The sequence below is a fragment of the Roseococcus sp. GW821-FHT12F05 genome, assembly GCF_058806835.1.
Window position 1 is genome coordinate 225326 of the sequence record NZ_JBXAQB010000008.1, and the last position, 19076, is coordinate 244401.

17 protein-coding genes are annotated in these 19076 nt (G+C 70.1%); 10 read left to right on the top strand and 7 right to left on the bottom strand.

Annotated features, from left to right (window positions below; translation table 11 throughout):
* Positions 1–16 precede the first annotated feature (16 nt).
* From AC1ROY_RS20370 to AC1ROY_RS20400, 7 genes are all read left to right on the top strand, one after another.
* Positions 17–1390 (top strand): glutamine synthetase family protein, encoded by a 1374-nt coding sequence (locus tag AC1ROY_RS20370; RefSeq protein WP_493150704.1) that lies wholly within the window; start codon positions 17–19, stop codon positions 1388–1390.
* A gap of 70 nt (positions 1391–1460) precedes the next feature.
* Positions 1461–2309 carry an ABC transporter ATP-binding protein gene (locus tag AC1ROY_RS20375; RefSeq protein WP_493150705.1) on the top strand — a complete coding sequence of 283 codons (849 nt, stop codon included), beginning with the start codon at positions 1461–1463 and terminating at the stop codon, positions 2307–2309.
* The gene (locus tag AC1ROY_RS20380) at positions 2306–3094 is read left to right on the top strand and encodes an ABC transporter permease (protein ID WP_493150706.1); all 789 of its coding nucleotides are present in this window, start codon (positions 2306–2308) and stop codon (positions 3092–3094) included. The genes AC1ROY_RS20375 and AC1ROY_RS20380 overlap by 4 nt, the downstream gene beginning before the upstream one ends.
* A gap of 19 nt (positions 3095–3113) precedes the next feature.
* Positions 3114–4079 (top strand): ABC transporter substrate-binding protein, encoded by a 966-nt coding sequence (locus AC1ROY_RS20385; RefSeq protein WP_493150707.1) that lies wholly within the window; start codon positions 3114–3116, stop codon positions 4077–4079.
* Positions 4080–4850: an ABC transporter permease gene (locus AC1ROY_RS20390; RefSeq protein ID WP_493150708.1), complete on the top strand. Its 771-nt coding sequence runs from the start codon at positions 4080–4082 to the stop codon at positions 4848–4850.
* 10 nt (positions 4851–4860) lie between these two features.
* Complete coding sequence (locus AC1ROY_RS20395; RefSeq protein WP_493150709.1) at positions 4861–6102, top strand: NAD(P)/FAD-dependent oxidoreductase; 1242 nt, start codon at positions 4861–4863, stop codon at positions 6100–6102.
* Positions 6103–6142: 40 nt separating this feature from the next.
* The gene (locus tag AC1ROY_RS20400) at positions 6143–7129 is read left to right on the top strand and encodes a tripartite tricarboxylate transporter substrate binding protein (RefSeq protein WP_493150710.1); all 987 of its coding nucleotides are present in this window, start codon (positions 6143–6145) and stop codon (positions 7127–7129) included.
* Positions 7130–7135: 6 nt separating this feature from the next.
* Here AC1ROY_RS20400 and AC1ROY_RS20405 read toward each other — a convergent pair whose 3' ends face one another.
* From AC1ROY_RS20405 to AC1ROY_RS20435, 7 genes are all read right to left on the bottom strand, one after another.
* Positions 7136–8452 carry a DUF2254 domain-containing protein gene (locus tag AC1ROY_RS20405; protein WP_493150755.1) on the bottom strand — a complete coding sequence of 439 codons (1317 nt, stop codon included), beginning with the start codon at positions 8450–8452 and terminating at the stop codon, positions 7136–7138.
* 101 nt (positions 8453–8553) lie between these two features.
* Entirely contained in the window at positions 8554–9375 is an 822-nt protein-coding gene (locus AC1ROY_RS20410; protein ID WP_493150711.1) for an MBL fold metallo-hydrolase, read from the bottom strand.
* The gene (locus tag AC1ROY_RS20415; protein WP_493150712.1) at positions 9375–10178 is read right to left on the bottom strand and encodes an ABC transporter permease; all 804 of its coding nucleotides are present in this window, start codon (positions 10176–10178) and stop codon (positions 9375–9377) included. Before AC1ROY_RS20415 ends, AC1ROY_RS20410 begins: the two co-directional genes overlap by 1 nt.
* Before the next feature lie 3 nt (positions 10179–10181).
* Positions 10182–11027 (bottom strand): ABC transporter permease, encoded by an 846-nt coding sequence (locus tag AC1ROY_RS20420; RefSeq protein WP_493150713.1) that lies wholly within the window; start codon positions 11025–11027, stop codon positions 10182–10184.
* A gap of 4 nt (positions 11028–11031) precedes the next feature.
* On the bottom strand, positions 11032–12321 hold the full coding sequence (locus AC1ROY_RS20425; protein ID WP_493150714.1) for an ABC transporter substrate-binding protein: 1290 nt from the start codon (positions 12319–12321) through the stop codon (positions 11032–11034).
* 18 nt (positions 12322–12339) lie between these two features.
* Entirely contained in the window at positions 12340–13308 is a 969-nt protein-coding gene (locus AC1ROY_RS20430; protein ID WP_493150715.1) for an ABC transporter ATP-binding protein, read from the bottom strand.
* A 270-nt stretch (positions 13309–13578) separates the two neighbouring features.
* Entirely contained in the window at positions 13579–15222 is a 1644-nt protein-coding gene (locus AC1ROY_RS20435) for an alpha-keto acid decarboxylase family protein (protein WP_493150716.1), read from the bottom strand.
* 245 nt (positions 15223–15467) lie between these two features.
* Between AC1ROY_RS20435 and AC1ROY_RS20440 the strand changes: the two genes are divergently transcribed.
* The 3 genes from AC1ROY_RS20440 to AC1ROY_RS20450 all read left to right on the top strand — a co-directional run bounded on the left by AC1ROY_RS20440 (position 15468) and on the right by AC1ROY_RS20450 (position 19008).
* A complete protein-coding gene (locus tag AC1ROY_RS20440) occupies positions 15468–16622 on the top strand; it encodes a helix-turn-helix transcriptional regulator (RefSeq protein ID WP_493150717.1) in 1155 nt (384 codons plus the stop codon).
* A gap of 121 nt (positions 16623–16743) precedes the next feature.
* Positions 16744–17724: a Bug family tripartite tricarboxylate transporter substrate binding protein gene (locus AC1ROY_RS20445; protein WP_493150718.1), complete on the top strand. Its 981-nt coding sequence runs from the start codon at positions 16744–16746 to the stop codon at positions 17722–17724.
* Between the two features lie 201 nt (positions 17725–17925).
* Positions 17926–19008: a RelA/SpoT domain-containing protein gene (locus AC1ROY_RS20450; protein ID WP_493150719.1), complete on the top strand. Its 1083-nt coding sequence runs from the start codon at positions 17926–17928 to the stop codon at positions 19006–19008.
* Positions 19009–19076: the final 68 nt, after the last annotated feature.

Sequence of the window (19076 nt, forward strand, 5' to 3'; positions counted from 1 at the left end):
GGAGGCCCGCGCCGAGGTGCTGCGCCGCATCGAGGCCGATCAGATCGGCGTCATCCGCCTCGCCTTCCCCGACCAGCACGGAATCCTCCGCGGCAAGACCATCGTCGCCGCCGAGGCCGCGAAGGCGATGCGCGACGGCGTGGCGCTGACCACGACGCTGCTGCTGAAGGACACCTCGCACCGCACGGCCTTCCCGGTCTTCACGGCCGGCGCGGGCATGAACGACCTCGCCTTCCAGGGCGCGGCCGACTTCCTCATCATCCCCGATCCCGCCACCTTCAAGGTGCTGCCCTGGGCGCCGCACACCGGCTGGATCCTCTGCGAGGCGCATTTCGCCGACGGCCGCGTGGCCCCCTATTCCTCGCGCGGCGCGCTGAGGAAGCAGCTCGCCGAGGCGGAGGCGCTGGGCTTCGACTACGTCACGGGCATCGAGGTCGAGTTCCACCTGTTCAAGCTGCTCGACCCGAAGCTGGCGCCCGAGGATTCCGGCCAGCCCGGCGCGCCGCCCGAGGTCGCGCTGCTCACCCAGGGCTACAACTACCTGACCGAGCTCCGCTACGACCAGCTCGACCCCGCGCTGGAGATCCTGCGGCGCGAGATCCAGGCGCTCGGCCTGCCGCTGCGCTCCATGGAGGTGGAGTACGGGCCGAGCCAGGTGGAGTTCACCTTCCAGGCGCTGCCGGCCCTGGCCTCGGCCGACCTGATGATCCTGTTCCGCTCGGCGGTGAAGCAGGTGGCGCGGCGGCACGGCTACCACGCCACCTTCATGTGCCGCCCGCGCATCCCCAACGTGATGTCGAGCGGCTGGCACCTGCACCAGTCGCTGGTGGATCGCGACACCAGGCGAAACGTCTTCATCGGCCAGGATGGCGCCCTGCTCTCGCAGACCGCGCTGCACTTCCTCGGGGGGCTGCTGCACCACGCGCGCGCGGCCTCGGTCTTCTCCACGCCGACCATCAACGGCTACCGCCGCTACCGGCCCTATTCCCTGGCGCCCGACCGCGCCATCTGGGCCGTGGACAACCGCGGCGTCATGGTGCGCGCGCTGGGCACGCCCGGCGATGCCGCGACCCGGCTGGAGAACCGCGTCGGCGAGCCCGCGGCCAATCCCTATCTCTACATGGCCTCGCAGCTCGCCTTCGGCCTGGATGGAATCGCGGAGAAGCGCGATCCCGGCCCCTCCGCCGACACGCCCTACGAGACCCAGGCGCCCATGCTCCCGCGCAGCCTTGGCGAGGCGCTGGCGGCGCTCGACACCTCCGAGGTCGCCCGTATCAGCTTCGGCGACGCCTTCGTCGACTACATCCTCCGCCTCAAGCGCGCCGAGATCGCCCGCTTCGAGGCCGAGGTGACGGAATGGGAACACCGGGAGTATTTTGAACTCTTCTGAGGCTGCGGAATCGGGCACAAGACCCGGAACGCAGCGAGCGCGCATCACACGGCCGCAACAGGGTGGGTTCATGGATTTCCTCGAGCTTGAGGCCGTCACCAAGGAGTTCCCGTCCCGCTCGGGCCCACCCGCCCGGGTGATGGACCGCGTCTCCTTCTCGGTCCGCGAGGGCGAGTTCATGGCCGTGCTCGGCCCCTCCGGCTGCGGCAAGTCCACCCTGCTGCAGATGGCCGCCGGCCTGCTGGCGCCCACCTCCGGCGAGGCGCGCATCGCCGGCCGCAAGGTCACGGGACCGCCGCCCGAGGCGGTCTATGTCTTCCAGCAGTACACGCGCTCGTTGCTGCCCTGGCGCAACGTGCGCGACAACGTCGCCTTCGCCGTCGAGCACCGCGTCGGCCGCCGCCGCGCGCGGGACGCCGCGGAAGTCCAGCTCGGGCAGGTCGGCCTCGCCGGCTTCGGCGACCACTTCCCCTGGCAGCTCTCGGGCGGCATGCAGCAGCGCGTCGCCATCGCCCGCGCGCTCGCCGCCGAGCCCGCCATGCTGCTCATGGACGAGCCCTTCAGCGCCGTGGACGCGCTGACCCGGCTCGACCTCCAGGCGCTCATCCTCGACATCTGGACGCAGCGGAAGCTCACCGTGATGCTCGTCACCCATGACGTGGAGGAGGCGATCTACCTGGCCGACCGCATCGCCATGCTGACCAACCGCCCCACCACCCTCGCCGAGATGGTCGAGGTCGGCCTGCCGCGCCCGCGCGACCCCATCACCACGCGCGAGCTGCCGCGCTTCCTGGAGCTGCGCCACCACCTCCTGGGCAAGCTGCTGAACCGCCAGGCTGCCCCGGCATCTTCAGGTCCGGCGAGGCCTGGCGACCCGGAACATGCGCCCGTCCATCAAGCTGGACAGGTTTCCGGATGACTGCGTCAGCCGGAAACCTGTCCAGGCGCGTTCTCTCCTGGCTGCCCGGGCTGGTCGTGCTCGGGCTGATCGTCGTGGGCCTGGAAGTGGCCGTGAATGCCGGCTGGATCCGCCGCGCGCTGATGCCGCCGCCGACCGTGATCGGCCTCGCCCTCTGGGACCTGCTGGTATCCGGCGAGTTCGTCGAGCCCCTGCTCGCCACGCTGAAGCTGGTCTTCTCCGGCTTCGCCATCGGCAGCGTCCTCGGCATTGCCGCCGGCCTCGCCATGGGCTGGTTCCCCGCCGCCTTCCGCCTGCTGGAGCCGCTGGTCGAGCTCATGCGGCCCATCCCCAAGGCCGCGCTCGTGCCGCCGCTGATGCTCTTTCTCGGCATCGGCACGACGATGAAGGTGACCTCCGTCTCGCTCGCCGTGCTCTTCCCCGTGCTGGTGAACACGCTGCAGGGCGTGCGCGGCACCGACCGCGTGATGCTCGACGCCGCGCGCACCCATGGCTGGAGCACGGCGCATACGCTCTGGCACCTGGTGCTGCCCTCGGCGCTGCCCTTCATCCTGGCGGGGATGCGCATCAGCCTCGGCCTCGCGCTGGTGCTCGCCGTGCTGGCGGAGATGCTGTCCGGCCAGGGCGGGCTGGGCTTCCTCATCCTCGACATGCAGCGCAGCTTCCTCATCCGGCAGATGTACGCCTGGCTGATCATCCTCGCCGTGCTCGGCCTCGCGCTGAACGGGCTTTTTCTCGTTGCCGAACGCCGCGCGCTGCACTGGCAGCCGGCCAATCGATCCTGAACGAACGGAGACTCCACGAATGAGCCAGATCACCCGCCGCACCGCCCTCGCGCTCGCCGCGCTGCCGCTTGCCGCGCCGCCGCTGATCGGCCAGACGCTCACCAGGCTGCGCGTCAGCGTCATCCCCGTGCTGGACGTGGCGCCGCTGCACGCCGCCATCCGCGAGGGCTACTTCGCCGCCGAGGGCCTGGAGATCGACACCTCCACCACCGCCGGCGGCGCCACCGGCCTGCCGGGCATGGTCGCCGGCCAGTTCCGCCTCGTCTTCTCCAACACGGTCTCCATCCTGCTCGGCATCCGCGAGGGGCTGGACTTCCGCTTCGTCGCCGGCGCCTCCGCCGGCACCGCCAGCCCGCCCGACATCTTCGCCATCCTCACCCGCAAGGGCACGGGCATCGCCACGGGCAAGGATCTCGAGGGCAAGCGCATCGCCTCCAACACGCGCAACAACATCGTCTGGCTGCGCGGCATGGCCTGGGTGGAAAAAACCGGCGGCGACTGGCGCAAGGTCACCACCGTGGAAGTCCCCTTCCCGCAGATGGCCGACGCCCTGGCCGGCGGGCAGATCGACGCCGCCATCTTCAGCGAGCCCTTCGTCGCCGGCGCGCTGGCCTCCCACGGCGATCGCCTGGAGCGCATCGGCTGGCCGATCTTCGAGACCGCGCCCGGCTCCACCGTCGCGCAATACGTCGCGATGAAGGAGGACCTGGACCGCAACGGCGAGGTCTTCGACCGCTTCGCCCGCGCGCTGTTCAAGGGCGTGGACTGGGTGACCGCGCGCCGCACCGACCCTGCCCTGCTCGACCTCATCTCCGCCTTCAGCCGCGTGCCGGTCGAGCGGCTGCGCCAGGTGGCGCTGCCGGCCTATCCCAAGGCGGTGACATCGGCCGAGGTGCAGGAGGTCATCACCACCATGTCGCGCTACGGCATGGGCGGCCGCTTCCCCGCCCCGGCCTCGCTGATCTTCCGCACCGCCAACGCCTAGGTGCGCGCCGTCCGGCTCTCTTCCGGCGCCCTGCTGATCCTGGGCCTCCTGCTGCTGTGGGAGGTCTCGGCGCGGCTCGACTGGATGCACACGCCGAACTGGCCGCCGCTCAGCACCGTCCTCGCCGCGCTGGCGCAGGACATGTTCAGCGGCGAGCTGCCGGTGCTGGTCGGCGGCACCCTCTGGCGGATGTTTTCCGGATTGCTGGCGGGCGGCGCGGCGGGCGTGGTGGTCGGTCTGCTCTTCGCGACGCTGCCCCTCACCGCGCGGCTCTTCAGCCTGACGGTCGAGCTGATCCGGCCCATCCCCATCCCGGCCGTGATCCCGCCCCTGGTCCTCTTCCTCGGCCTGGACAACACGATGAAGGTCACCGTCGTCGCGCTGACCGCCTTCTTCCCCGTGCTCACCAACACCATGCAGGGCGTGCGCGCCGTGGAGGCGGATGCCGTCGCCATGGGCCGCACCTTCGGCATCGGTTTTTTCCGCCGCGCGGTCCACATCATCCTGCCGGCCTGCCTGCCCTACATCTTCGCGGGCTTCCGGGTGGCGCTGGCGCTGGCGCTGGTCGTCACCGTCGTTGCCGAGATGATCGCGGGCGAGCAGGGCGTGGGCCACTACCTCGTCCTCATGCAGTTCGCCGGCCGCGCGCCGGAGATGTACGCGACCGTCATCCTGCTCGCCCTGCTCGGCTACGCACTCAACCGGGGGTTTCTCGCCTTCGAGCGCCGCGCCATCCACTGGTACTTCGCCCTCGGCCGGCTGGCCGATTGAAAGGTCGCGCATGCACATCGCGGTGATCGGAAATGGCATCGTCGGCACCTGTGCCGCGGCCTGGCTGCAGCACGAGGGGCACAAGGTCACCTTCGTCGACCCGCTCGGCCCCGCCGAGGCGACCTCCTTCGGCAATGCCGGCTCCCTCTCGCCCTCCGCCTGCCTGCCGGTGGGCATGCCGGGGATGTGGAAGAAGGTGCCGAAATGGCTGCTCGATCCGCTCGGTCCGCTGACGGTGCGCTGGTGGTACGCGCCGGTGGCGGCACCCTGGCTGATGCAGTTCCTGCGCCATTCCTCACGCGAGGAGGTGGTGCGGATCGCCACCGCGCTCCGCGGCCTGCTGGCGCCGATCTTCGAATGCTACGAGCCGCTGCTGCAGCGCGCCGGCGCCATGGGGCTGATGACGCGCAGCGGCTGCCTCTACGTCTATTCCGGCGAGGAGGCGGCGAAGCAATGGGCCTGGGGCATGGGCCTGCGGCGCAAGCTCGGCGTGGTCATGCGCGACGTCGGCGAGGAGGAGCTGGTCTCGCTGGAGCCCGACCTGAAGGGCCGCTTCCGCTTCGGCATCCTGGCGCCGGAGAACGGCTCCACGGTCGATCCCGCGGCCTTCACCCGCGCGCTCTTCGCGCAATGCGAGCGCGACGGCGCGCAGATCGTCCGCAAGCGCGTCACCGGCTTCCGCCAGGCCGGCGGCTCCGTGACCGGCGTGACGACGGAGGACGGCGAGACGCTCGATTGCGAAGGCGTCGTCCTGGCCGGCGGCGCCTGGTCGGCGCGGCTGACCTCGCAGCTCGGCACCTCCATCCCCCTGGAGACGCAGCGCGGCTACCACGTCACCGTCGAGAGCACGAACCTCGCGCTGCGCCACACGGTGATGGCTGTCGAGCACAACATCATGGTGAACCCGATGCGGATGGGCCTGCGCATCGCCGGCTCCGTGGAGTTCGCCGGCCTGAAGGCCGCGCCCGACTACCGCCGCGCCGATGTGCTTCTCACCCGCGCCAAGGACATGTTCCCCCACCTCGACACCTCGCGCACCACGCAATGGATGGGCCACCGCCCCTGCCTGCCCGACAGCCTCCCGGTGATCGGCCGCGCGCCGAAGGTGGACAATGCCTGGTTCGCCTTCGGCCACGGCCATGTCGGCATGTGCGGCGCGGCCAGCACCGGGCGCGAGATCGCCGCGCTCGTCGCGGGCCGCACGCCGCAGATCGATCTTTCCGCGTTCTCGCCGACACGCTTCGCGGCATGATGATTGCAGGGAACAACGACGAATTTCCTCGGAGACCGGGATGACCTTCGCCCTCACGCGCCGCACGCTCGCGGCCGGCCTGACCGCCCTTACCGCGCCTGCCTTTGCCCCATCAGCCTTTGCGCAGGCCTGGCCCACCCGCCCGGTCCGCATCGTCGTCCCCTTCCCGCCCGGCGGCAGCACCGACGTCCTGGCGCGCCGCCTCGCCGAACGCCTCTCGCCCGCCTTCGGCCAGACCGTGCTGGTGGAGAACCGCCCCGGCGCCGGCGGCACCACCGGCGCGGACTACGTCGCGAAGTCGCCGCCCGACGGCACCACGCTGCTGATGGGCGTGACCGGCAGCAACGCCATCGCGCAGAGCCTCTATCCCAACCTGCCCTACGACACCGTGCGCTCCTTCTCGCCGGTCTCGCGCGTGGTCTCCGCGCCGCTGGTGCTGGTGGTGACGAACTCCATGCCCGTCACCGACATGGCCGGCTACATCGCCGCGGCCAAGGCCGCGCCCAACACCATCACCCACGCCACGCCCGGCAACGGCACCTCGATGCACCTGACGGGCGAGATGTTCGGCCAGCAGGCCGGCGTGCAGCTGGTCCACGTCCCCTATCGCGGCTCGGCCCAGGCGACGACGGACCTCATCGCGGGCCAGGTCCTCTCCAGCTTCGGCGACGTGCTGGTGATGCTGCCGCAGATCCGTGCCGGCGCCGTGCGGCCGCTCGCGGTCTCCTCGCTGACGCGCCACCCGCTTCTGCCGGCGGTGCCGACCATGGCGGAATCCGGCCTGCCGGGCTTCGAGGCCTTCTCCTGGCAGGGCCTCTTCGCACCGGCTGGCCTGCCGGCGCCGATCCTGGACCGGCTCTACGCCGAGGTCGCGCGCGCCATGCAGGCGCCGGAGATCAAGGACAGCTTCGCCCAGCAGGGCTTCCTGGTGGAGGCCACGACACCCGCGGATTTCGCGGCCTTCGTGGCGTCGGAGACGGCGCGCTGGGGCGCCGTCGTCCGCGCTGGCAATGTCTCCCTGGGATAGGACGCCTCAGGACTCCGCCTCGCGCCGCGCGGTCGCCTGGGTCTGGCGCAGCTGGATGGCCTCCAGCGCCGAGGGGTCCCGGGTGGCGGCCGCGGCCGCCTCGGCCGCCATCTGGGCATGGCGGCGCAGCGCCTGGCGGCGCCCGGGATCGGGCTCCACGGCCTCGACCTCGGCCAGCACCTCCAGCAGGCGGATCATGACCGAAGGCTGGCTCGCCGCGGCCTGGCGGAACATGTGGAACATGGCGTCGAGCAGGCCACCATAGTCGGTCGCCGCCCGTTCGAGGCGGATGCGCCCGTCCCGGCGGGTGACGCCGTCCGGCAGCGCCCGCCCCACCAGGCGGCACAGCGCGGCGCCCAGATGGTCGAGCACCGCGATGGCGGTGAAGGGATCGTTGATGCTGGGCGAGAGCGCCCGCAGCGCCACCTCCACCAGCTGCCGCACCACGTATTCCAGATCCTGCTCGGCGCTCCGGGCGCGCCCGAAGGCCATGGCGCCGCGCAGCATCTCCTCGGCCGCGCCGGCCTTGTCCGCGGGAAGGCAGCGGCCGATCCTGCTGCCCGGGAAGACGAAGTCCCCCGGCCGGACGCGCAGTTGCAGCGCCGCGTCGTGCTCGGCGGCCCAGTCCGCCGCCGCATCGTCGTCCAGAACGCGCAGGTACCCCGCGCCGGGCGCCCGCAGCGGCGCGGCCTCGTCCCAATTCCGGTCCGCGGCCGCCGGCGCGGCCTTCTCCGGCTCCTCGCGCCGGGGCAGCGATCGCATCACGGCCGAGAGATCGTCCGCCACCAGGGCCGTGACCTGCACGACGTTGATGGACGCCGCCACGTGGTGCAGGAACCACACCAGGATTCCGACGCAGACGAAGGCCAGGGCCAGCCCCACCGTCACCGCGATCTGCGGCACGAAGGCCGCGCCCTCCTCGGCGCCGCGGACCGAGCGAAGCACGACGAGCGTGTAGGCGAAGGTCGCGAGGAAGGTGCCCAGCGCGTACTGGTTGCCCGCATCCCGGGTGAAGTTGCGGAGCAGCCGCGGCCCCATCTGGTTGGACGCGAGCGTCAGCGCCGCCACGGTGATCGAGAAGACCGTGCCGGCCACGCCGATCGTGGAGCCCGCGACCACGCCCAGCACGTCCCGCGCCCCCGTGGCGCTCCCCGCATAGACCCAGCCGGCGGTCCAGCCGGGCATGGCGGCGTCGCCCTCCAGGCCGACCAGCACGTGGCCGAGCAGGACGGCCCCAGCACCAGGATCGAAGGCCGCAGCCAGAAGGAGGCCAGCAGGTCGGCCCAGCCCTGGCGGATCCGCGCCACGCCGATCATCGGCGATCCCAGGCGGTCATCGGGGCGTCGGGTTCATGGGGGCGTCTCCTCCGAGGGCAAACGGCCGCGCCGCCCCCGGGTTGACGCCCTGGCAGCTTTCCCGCCCGGCTACTCCAGCGCGCCGCGCCCCAGCCAATGGATGTGCCGCGTCACCGAGGCGTTGAGCGCCGCCCGCCCGCCGCGCGGGATCACGCGGTCCCAGAAGGCGCCGTAGATCGCGTCGAAGGCGAAGGCCGACACGCTGTCCGCCACGCGCTGCACCGCCGCCGCCCCGAGCGGGATGAAGTTCGGGTAGGAGCGCATGAAGCCCAGATACTTCGAATCCGCCGTGACCTGGAGGATGTCGCCCGTCAGCAGCGCACCGCGGGCTTCCGGCCCGCCGCGGTCCCAGTGGAGCACCGTGCCGCCCGGATAATGCCCGCCGGCGCGGATGAGCGTCAGGCCCGGCAGGATCTCCTTCGTCTCGCCCTCCCAGAACTGCACGCATTCGTCCGGCCGCATCACCCATTGGCGATCGGCGGCATGGAGGTAGACCGGCGCATCGCCGAAGCGCCGGCTCCATTCCACTAGGCTCGTGTAGTAGTGCGGGTGCGAGATCGCGATCGCCTGGATGCCGCCGAGCCCCTTGATGAGCTCGACCATCGCATCGTCGATGAGCGAGATGCAGTCCCACAGCACGTTGCCGTAGGGCGTGCGCACCAGCAGCGCGCGCTGGCCGATGCCGAAGGACGGCGCCGTGCCGATGCCGAGCACACCGGCATCGTGGCGGAAGGTCGCCATGACGGTCTTCCGCATCGCCTCCAGCGTGGTCCAGCGCTGGCCGGCGGCGGGCACGTATTGCCGCTCGTCGGCGCAGATCAGGCAGCGCTCCGGCGGCGCCTCCGTCTCGGCGTGCTGCGTCCCGCAGGTCATGCACAGAAAGTTCGCCATCAGCCCCGCCTCTTCTTCGCGCGGAGCAGCCCCAGCAGCGCCACGCCGATCACCAGGAAGGACAGCGCCGTGCTCGCCGTGCCGAGCGCATAGAGCACCGGCGTCGTGACCGTCGTCGTCATGCCGAGGATCTCGAGGGGCAAAGTGTTGTCCGTTCCCGCCGTCAGCAGGGTGCGGGCGAATTCGTCGAAGGACAAGGTGAAGCCGAAGAGTGCAATGCCAATGACACTTGGCGCCACGATCGGCAGCACGACGTGCCAGAAGCTCTGCCAGGCGGTGGCGCCGAGGTCGCGCGCCGCCTCCTCCCAGGCCTTGTCGAAGCGGTTGAACACCGCGAGCATGATCAGCAGCCCGAAGGGCAGCGTCCAGGTGAGCTGCGCCCCGAAGCCCGAGCTCCACCACATCGGGTCGATCTCCGCGCGGTTGAACAGCAGCCCTATGCCGAGGCCGACCAGGATGGAGGGCAGGATCAGGCTGGCGATCGTCACGTAGAACAGCCCCGCCGAGCCCGGAAAGCGCCGCCGGAAGGCCATCCCGGCGGAGAGCGACACCACGACGGTTGCGATCGTCACCATCGCCGCCAGGACCAGCGATCGCGTGATGGAGGCGCCGAAATCGCCCACCGCCTGCTGCTCGAAGAGCCGCCCGAACCAGTGCAGCGAGACGCCGTTCATCGGGAAGGTCAAGCCGCCGTCCGGCCCCTGGAAGGAGAGGACGGTGATGGTCAGCGTCGGCCCGTAGAGGAAGAGCACGAAGGCGAGGAACAGCGCCGTCAGCAGCCCGCGGCCCAGCTTGCCCGGCATGGCCTACAGTTCCTTCCTGATATCGACGGCGCGCAGGATGGCCGCGACCATCATCAGCACGACGATCAGCAGCACGACCGCATTGGCCGCAGCCGCCGGATACTGCAGCAAGGAAATCTGGTTGCTGATCATCAGCCCGACCGAGGCGCTCTGCCCGCCGCTCATCAGCCGCACCGTTGCGAAGTCCCCCATGACCAGCACAACGACAAAAATGCTGCCGATGGCGATGCCCGGCTTGGTCAGCGGCAGGATCACGTGCCAGACCACGCGCCAGAAGCCCGCGCCGGCATCCACTGCCGCCTCGATCAGCCGCCGGTCGATGCGCATCATCGTGTTGAAGATCGGCACCACCATGAAGAGCGTGTAGAGGTGCACGAAGGCCAGGATGACCGCGAAGTCCGAGAACAGCAGGAACTCCAGCGGCTGGTCGATCACCCCCGTGCCGATCAGCGCCCGGTTCAGCAGCCCGTTGCGCCCGAGGAACGGCACCCAGGCGATCATGCGGATCAGGTTCGAGGTCCAGAAGGGAATCGTGCAGAGCAGGAAGAGCAGCGTGCGCGTCCCCGTCCCCTCGATGACGAAGGCCAGGTAGTAGGCGATCCAGAAGCCGACGAGCAGCGTGATCGCCCAGGTGATCCCCGCGAACCAGAAGGTCTTGGCGTAGGTGCGCAAGGTCACGGGAGATCCGAAGACCTCCACGTAGTTGGTGGTCACGAAATCCGGGATGATCCGCACGCTGTCGTAGTCGTAGAAGCTCACGACCACGAGCACGCCGAGCGGCAGCACCAGGAAGACCGCCAGGATCAGCGCGAGCGGCGCCGCCAGGAGCCAGGAGACGACGCCGCGCACGATCCTAAGCCGCGATGAACTCGTTCCACTTCTGGACCATGTAGCGGTCCTCGGTCATCACGGAGTTCCAGCAGGACACCTTGCCCATGCGCTCCACGAACGAGCCGCCGTCGCGCACCGTGCCGGCCTTCTCCATCAGGCGGCCGTCCGGCGCGAGGATGTCGGCCGCGGCGGGCTTGCCCTCCATCCAGAAGTCCCATTCGGCCGGCGACATATGGGCGCGCGCCGTCTCCAGCACCGCCGAGTAGTAGCCCTGCCGGTTCAGGTAGGCGCCCGTCCAGCCCGAGAGGTACCAGTTCAGGTACTCATAGGCCGCATCCAGCTGCAGCCCCGAGACGTGCCGCGCGATGCCGAGGCCGCCGCCCCAGGCGCGATAGCCCTCCTCCAGCGGCTGGTAGGTGCAGGCGATCCCGCGCGAGCGCACCGCCGCCACCGCCGGCGACCACATGGACTGGATCACCACCTCGCCCGAGGCCATCAGGTTCACGCTCTCGTCGAAGGTCTTCCAGAAGGCGCGGAAATGCCCCTGCCGCTTGAGATCGATGAGGAAGGCGGTCGTGCGGTCGATCTCCGCCCGCGTCATGTTGCCCTTGTCGGCGTAGCGGACCTGCCCCAGCGATTCCATCACCATCGCCGCATCCATGATGCCGATGCCCGGGATGTTCAGGATCGAGGCCTTGCCGCGGAAGGCGGGGTCCACGAGGTCCTTCCAGTTGCGGATGGGACGGCTGATGAGGTCCGGCCGGATGCCGAGCGTGTCGGCGTTGTAGATGGTCGGGATCAGCGTCATCCAGTCCGTCGGCGAGGTCTCGAAGGCGGTCGCGGTCCGGTTTGCCACGAAGCCCACCGTATGAGGCGCCGTGCCCTGCGCGATGGTGCTGGTCGGCGTCAGCCGGCCGTTGATGAAGATGGGCACGATCTTGTCGGCATTGGTGATCCGCTTGCGATCGATCGCCTGCATCGTGCCGACGGGATAGACCTTCTTGATCGTCATGTACTCGATGTCGGCGATGTCGAAGCTGCGCGGCTGCGTCGCCGCGCGCTGGGCCAGCGCATCGGTGTCCATCACCGTGAGCTGCAGCGTGATGCCCGTATCCTTCTTGCACTGCTCGGCGATGGCGTTGAGGCCGGAGACGCCCGTGCCCGCCTGGCGCAGCGTGACATTGCGGATGTTCTGCGCCCAGATCGTCGGAAAGCCCGTGATGGCGCCGGACCCCGCGGCGGCGCCGGTCAGCGCGAGCGCGCCGCGCCGCGTGATGGAGGCGGTGCCGTTCTTCTTCGTGTGGTCGGTCATGTTTCTCTCCTTTGACGATCAGGCCGCGAGCGCGTGCTCGTCGGCCGGGTTCCAGGCCAGGGTGGCGGGCGCGCCGAGCTCGGGCGCGGCGGCCGTCTCGGGCAGCAGGGCCTCGGCCTCGGTGCCGTCGGGGGAGACGACCACGATGCGGACGGCATTGCCCAGATATTCCAGCGCGCGGATTTTTCCCTCATGCCGCGGCCCCTGCGTGGAGGCATCCAGATAGCATCGGTCCGTGCGCACCGAGATCGGCCGGCCCTCGCGCGTGAGCACGTTGTGGCCGCCGATGAAGCGCGCCACGAAGGCCGAGGCCGGGCGCAGAAAGATCTCGCGCGGCGGGGCGGCCTGCACGATGCGGCCCTGGTCCATCACCACGGCGAGGTCGGAGAGCGCCATGGCCTCCTCCTGGCTGTGGGTGACGTGGATGAAGCTGATGCCCAGTTCCCGCTGCAGCCGCTTCAGCTCCTCGCGCATCTTAGCGCGCAGGAAGGGATCGAGGGCCGAGAGCGGCTCGTCCAGCAGCAGCACGCGCGGCTCGGTGATCAGCGCACGGGCCAGCGCCACGCGCTGCTGCTGCCCGCCCGAGAGCTGCGCCGGCAGCCGGTCCGCGAGGTGGCTGAGCTGCACCAGGTCGAGAAACTTGTCCGCGCGCGCCAGCCGCTCCACCTTCGCGACCCCGCGCATGCGCAGCCCGAAGGCCACGTTGTCGCGCGCCGAGAGATGCGGAAACAGCGCGTAGGATTGAAACATCATGGCCGTGCCGCGCTCGGCCGGCGGCAGCAGGGTCACGTTGCGGCCGGCGAGCAGCACGTCGCCCGCGCTCACCGTCTCATGCCCCGCGATCATCCGCAGCGTGCTGGTCTTGCCGCAGCCCGACGGCCCGAGCAGGCAGGTGTAGGAGCCCTCTGGTATCGCGAGGTCGACCGCATCCACCGCGATCGCCGCGCCATAGCGCTTGGTCACGGCGACCAGCTCGACATCGTTCACGCGGTTTGGCCTCCCGGGCGGTTCAGACCCAGGCTATCGGCGCCAAGGCGCTGACGACAATGGAGGATTTCGTTCAGAAAGAGCCGGCTGGCGCGCCACATGCCGCACAAGGGCGCGGCGCGCCCAATTTATGCGCATTCAGAAATTCCGGCGGAACACCGCCACGAAGCGCGCATGCGGCGGACGAAAGGCACCGCCGCCACGAAAGCAACAGCCTCCCTGACCCAGCACCGGGGAGGCCCGCTCACCCTTCGCCCCGGCCGTTGCCGCTCAGCGGCCCTGCGCCGACTTCACCGCGTCATGCAGCCGCATCGCGAGCGGCGCGGCCGCATAGGCCCCCGTCACCACCTCCACATAGGCGCCCCCGGCCGCGCGCCCCGCCCGCTCCAGCGCCAGGTCGAGCTCGCCGCAGGTGGCAACGCGCGCCGCGTACCAGCCCTCGCAGCCCAGCGCGCGCGGCAGCTCCGCATAGCGCCACGCGGCGATGTCGTTGTAGGCGAGGCCCGGGTCCCGGCAGAGCAGCCGCTCCAGCAGGTAGCCGTCGTTGTTCAGCACGAAGACCACCGGCTTCAGCCCATAGCGCCCGAACTGCCCGACCTCCTGCGCCGTGGCCTGGTGCGCCCCGTCGCCGGTCAGCAGCACGACGCGCGCGCCCGGCGCCGCGACGGCCGCGCCGAAGGCGGCCGGGGTCGCCCAGCCGGCCGCGCCCCAGAGCGTCTGGTTGTGGAAGCCCGCGGCGGCCGGCAGGCGCGCGACGCCGAGCCCCATCGACACGGTCCCCGTCTCCGCGACCACGATGTCGCCCGGCCGCAGGAACTCCGCCCAGCGCGTGTAGAGCGCGGCCGCCGTGATGGGGCTCGCCCCCGTCCCGGTGACGGGGCCGAGCGGGCCGGCCACGATCCGCTTCCAGCTCCGCCAGGCCCCGCGGGCGGCGAGCGTGGCCAGCAGGTCGCCCATCTCCACCCCTTCGAAGACCCGGCCGTCGAGCTCCGCGCCATGCGGCATGATTCGGATGGTCCGCGCCGGGTCGAGCCGCGCCGTGAAGGCGCCCCTGCCGCCCTCGGCCGTCAGCGTGCCAACCGCCAGCACGCGGTCGGCGCCCTCCACGAAGTCGCGCACCTCCTCGCTCATCAGCCGCGCGTCGTACATGCCGACATAGGCCGGCTGCTGCTCGTCCAGCACCGACTTGTCCATGAACATGGTCGCGAAGGGCAGGCCGGAGACGGTGAGAAAGGCCTGCATCGCCGGCTGCAGACCGGCCCGCGCCACGAGAATGCCGGGCAGCGCGCAGGCCGTCCGCGCCCCGGCCAGCGCCTCCAGGATCGCGGCCGCCGCGGCCTCCAGCGCCGCGGGGTCGCTGCGCGGCAAGGGCCTGGGCTGCGCCTCGCCCAGCGCCGGCCGCTTCGCCAGATCCGCGGCGAAGCCCATGCGCACGGGGCGGCGGTGGCGCAGCGCCGCGGCGATCAGCCGCTCGGTCTCCTCGGCCACGTTCTCCGGCGTCATCGCGGCCTGGGCGCAGACGAAGGACTCCGCCATGCGGCGGAACGGCTCGGAGGCGCCGTCGCCGGGCGGCACGCCGACCAGGTGGAAGAGCGGCAGGTGCTCGGCATGGGCGCCGGCGATGCCGGGCAGCGCGCCGAGCTCCCCCGCGCCATGGGTGGTGCAGAGCGCCGCGGCGCCGCGGATGCGCGCATAGCCGTCGGCCGCATAGGCCGCGTTCAGCGCGCTGGAGCAGCCGATCCAGCGCATCCCCGGATCGCCGCAGATGGCGTCGCAGAGGGGGAAGGAGAACTCCCCCGGCACGCCGAAGACGTCCGTGACGCCGATCTCCCGCAGCCGCGCGAGGACATGGCGGATGACGCTCCGCCCCGGCCGCGGCGCCGTGCCCGCGCTCCGCCCGCTGACGACGTTCATCCGGCGTGGCCCGCGCCGCGGCCATGCGCCGATGGCCGCGGCGCATGGCAGAGCGCGGCGGGGAAGATTCCGATCATGATCACTCCGGCGGCCTGGATCGCGGCCGTCGCCGTCCTGATGGCCCGGCGATCCGTGTCCCGAAATCCCCAGAACTGGTCACGCGACAGATGCGACGAAGATTCATCTTGCCGCGCTGCAACAATGGGGGGATGGAAGGAGGATCGATCTCCGGTGCGGAGTTGGCTGTGCGATCACCCGATCTGACCGAGCTTGTGGGCGCCGTCTACGACGCCGCCGGCGGCACCCTCGCCTGGAGCCGCTTCGGCGCCGACCTCTGCCACATGCTGCAGGCCGAGCGCGCCTATCTCGGCCTCCCCCGGGCGGACGGCACGCTGCCCAACCTGCTCCATGCCGGCGACCCGCTGGACGACGCCTATGCCCAGGTCTTCCACCGGATCGACCCCTTCCGCACCCTCGCGGCGAAGACGCCGCCCGACGCGCCGCGCGTCCGCCGCGGCAGCGACATCGTGTCCGCCCCCGAATTCCGGCGCAGCGCCTATGTGGCCGACTATGCCCGCCGCCGCCGCACGCCGCATTCCCTCGGCGGCCAGATCGACGGGCGGGGGCAGCGGCTGCTCGGCATCTTCCGCAGCTCGAAGCCCTTCGACGACGCCGAGATCGGACAGGTCGAGTTCCTGCTGCCGCATCTCCAGCGCGCGCTGCAGCTCCGCCAGCTGCTCGACGCCCCCGGCAAGAAACAGCCCGGTGCCGGCCTCGCCGCGCTCGACGCCCTGCCGCACGCGACCCTGCTCGTGGACGGCGCGATGCGCGTCGCCTTCGCCAATGCCGCCGCCGAGCGGATGGCGGCGGATTTCCAGTCGGGCCTGCGCATCCGCCGCGCCGGTCCCGAAGGCGGCAGCGTCCTCGTGCCCACCCATTCCGCCGACACCGCGCCGCTGCGCAAGCTCGTCGCTGCGACGGCCGCAGGCGGTCCCGGCGGCGGCGTCCGGCTGCGCTCCCCCGATACGGTGGACGGGCGCGCGCCGATCCTGACGGTCCTCGTCTCGCCGGCGCCGGCCTCCCTGACGTCCGACAGCCCGGCCGCGGCGCCGGAGGGCGTCGCGCGCGGGCTGGCGATGGTGGTGGCCCAGAACCTCGCCCGTCCCCTGGCGCCGCCGCCGCAGATCCTCTCGGACCTCTTCCAGCTCAGCGCGGGGGAGGCCGCGGTCGCCATCGCCATCCTCGGCGGCGCGACGGCGGAGCATGTCGCCGAGACGCGCGGCGTCTCGCTCAACACCGTCAGGCGGCAGATCCAGACCGTGCTGCGCAAGACCGAGGCGCAGAACCTGCGCGACCTGGAGCGCATCGCGGCGTCCCTGGCCGCCATCCGGCAGAACTGAGCGCCGGCTGCCCAAAATCGCGCCGCGGACGGGCAAGGGCAGCGCTTTTCCTCATAAGGACCGCTCGCCGTCCGCCCCCCGCCATGCTGGACTGCCTGTCATGAATGGCGGGGACGACAGGATGCAGAGGCGAACCCTTCTGGGCACGGCGGCCACGCTGCCCATGCTCGGCACACGCGCGATGGCGCAGGGCTCCGGCCTGCCGGGCTGGCCCAGCCGCCCGGTGCGGATGCTCGTGGGCTTCCCCCCGGCCGGCCTTCCCGACGTCTACGCCCGCCTCCTCTCGGAGCGCCTCGGCGCCATGCTCGGCCAGGCGGTGGTGGTCGAGAACCGGCCAGGCGGCGGCGGCACGCTGGCCAACGAGCTGCTCGCCCGCACGGAGGACGGACACACCTTCATGTCCACCTCCATCTCCATGACCGCGGGCGCCGCGCTGCGCGCCGGCCAGATCAACTACGACGTGCTGCGCGACATCGCGCCCGTCTCGCTGATCTCCGTCGTGGCCAATGGCGTGCTGGTGCATCCGAGCGTGCCGGCGCGGACCATCGAGGAGTTCGTCGCGCTGGCCAAGGCGCAGCCCGGCCGCATCACCTGCGCCTCGCCCGGCAACGGCACCTCGGGCCATGTCACGCAGGAGTACTTCAAGCTGCGCACCGGCACCGACATGGTGCACGTCCCCTACCGCGGCAGCGGCCCCCTGCTGCCGGATTTCCTGGGCGGGCAGGTGCAGTCCGTGATCGACAACATCCCCGTCTACATGCCCCATGTCCGCGAGGGCCGGCTGCGGCTGCTCGCCGTGACGACGCCGCAGCGCTGGCCGAGCGAGCCGGCCGTGCCGACCCTGGCCGAGACGGTGGCGCCCGGCTTCGACGTCCGGGCGTGGTTCGGGGTGGTGGCACCGGCGCGGACGCCGGCGCCGGTGCTGGAGGCGATGAACCGGCTGGTGGTCGCGGCGCTGAACGAGCCGGGGGTGGCGCAGAGGATCCGGGAGGGCGGGGCGGAGCCGGCACCCACCTCGCGGGCGGAGTTTGGGACGTTCATGCGCGAGGATATGGAGCGGTGGACGGAGGTGGTGCGGGTGTCCGGCGCCAAAGCCGATTGAGGTGGAACCGGGAGGCGCTTACCTCCCGGACCCTCTGCTGGGAGCCACGGGCTCCCCAGACCCCTGCGGACACTTGGCGACGGCCTAAGACCGACCTCGATCATCTGGTCGATGGCTTGTCGTTAAAGTTTAGGCGTTATTATGCTTAGCGCGCCCGTTATCGCGCCGACTCGTGATATAAGCATCGCGACGGAGAGCGATATGGCGTGGGCGGTACCCCAATACACACCCCAAGAGGTGAATGCGGCTGGCAAGGCTCTTGGGAAGACGGCGTTTCCGGTCACCACGACGGAAGGTCACGATGCCCTGGCTGTCATAAACAACTGGCGATCATCCCATGCCTATCCGCTGAACACCTTCCAGATCACGTTACGAAATCGCGCTCGCAGGATCGAACATAACGTGATTATCGCTCAACGCGAGAAGCGGCTGGACTCAATTCACCGCAAGCTGGTCGCGAAGACGTCAATGCGCATGACTCAGATGCAGGACATCGCGGGCTGCCGCGCGGTGTTCAGCAAGCTAACCGACGTTTACAAGCTAGTTGAGCTATACAAGAATCGCCAATTCGAACACAAGTTTCGCGGGGAAAAGGACTATATCCAAAACCCGAAGCCAGACGGCTACCGGTCTTACCACTTGGTTTACGAGTACGTTGGATCTGGACCGGGAGCACCCTACACCGGCCTAAGAATCGAAATTCAAGTTCGCACGCAAGTTCAGCACGCGTGGGCGACTGCGGTAGAGGCGGTTGGTATCTTCACCCGGCAGGCGCTGAAGTCAAACCAAGGCGATGCAGGCTGGCTCCGCTTCTTCGCGTTAATGGGAACGGCAATCTCTGCGATTGAAGGGACGCCCTGCGTCCCCAACACGCCCATGACTAAAGGTGAGCTTCTTACAGAGTTGCAGGCTCTGGCGAAATCACTCAGCGCGCGGGACATGCTCAAGGCCTACAATACGACCTTACACACCTTAGGTGCTGCGAAAGACGCCAAGTACTTCATTGTTGAGCTTGACCCCGATGCAAATCAAGTAACCCTTCGGCGGTTTAAAGCCAAGGAATCGGCAGAGGCCAACCGGCAGTACACCGAACTTGAAAGCCAAATCCCGGACGATTCCCGCCGTCAAGTTGTTCTCGTGTCAGTCGCGGATATAAATGCACTGAAACGAGCATATCCAAATTACTTCTTAGATACAGCCCTGTTCTCCCGTCTAGTGGACAAGGTGCTTAAGGGGGATTTTCCCGCTCTCCGTGCAGCTCAAACCGATGCTGATGCAGCTTAGCAACCCCTCTATCGCGCGTTCTATCGTAGCTTGCCCATCTCTGTGGGGTTTAGTTCGCCAGCGGCTTC

What these genes read in the sequence shown, in the direction of transcription:
- AC1ROY_RS20375 (WP_493150705.1), top strand. Translation starts at nt 1,461, where the DNA reads ATGGATTTCCTCGAGCTTGAGGCCGTCACCAAGGAGTTCCCGTCCCGC.
- AC1ROY_RS20380 (WP_493150706.1), top strand. Translation starts at nt 2,306, where the DNA reads ATGACTGCGTCAGCCGGAAACCTGTCCAGGCGCGTTCTCTCCTGGCTG.
- AC1ROY_RS20385 (WP_493150707.1), top strand. Translation starts at nt 3,114, where the DNA reads ATGAGCCAGATCACCCGCCGCACCGCCCTCGCGCTCGCCGCGCTGCCG.
- AC1ROY_RS20395 (WP_493150709.1), top strand. Translation starts at nt 4,861, where the DNA reads ATGCACATCGCGGTGATCGGAAATGGCATCGTCGGCACCTGTGCCGCG.
- AC1ROY_RS20400 (WP_493150710.1), top strand. Translation starts at nt 6,143, where the DNA reads ATGACCTTCGCCCTCACGCGCCGCACGCTCGCGGCCGGCCTGACCGCC.
- AC1ROY_RS20410 (WP_493150711.1), bottom strand. Translation starts at nt 9,375, where the DNA reads ATGGCGAACTTTCTGTGCATGACCTGCGGGACGCAGCACGCCGAGACG.
- AC1ROY_RS20415 (WP_493150712.1), bottom strand. Translation starts at nt 10,178, where the DNA reads ATGCCGGGCAAGCTGGGCCGCGGGCTGCTGACGGCGCTGTTCCTCGCC.
- AC1ROY_RS20425 (WP_493150714.1), bottom strand. Translation starts at nt 12,321, where the DNA reads ATGACCGACCACACGAAGAAGAACGGCACCGCCTCCATCACGCGGCGC.
- AC1ROY_RS20435 (WP_493150716.1), bottom strand. Translation starts at nt 15,222, where the DNA reads ATGAACGTCGTCAGCGGGCGGAGCGCGGGCACGGCGCCGCGGCCGGGG.
- AC1ROY_RS20445 (WP_493150718.1), top strand. Translation starts at nt 16,744, where the DNA reads ATGCAGAGGCGAACCCTTCTGGGCACGGCGGCCACGCTGCCCATGCTC.
- AC1ROY_RS20450 (WP_493150719.1), top strand. Translation starts at nt 17,926, where the DNA reads ATGGCGTGGGCGGTACCCCAATACACACCCCAAGAGGTGAATGCGGCT.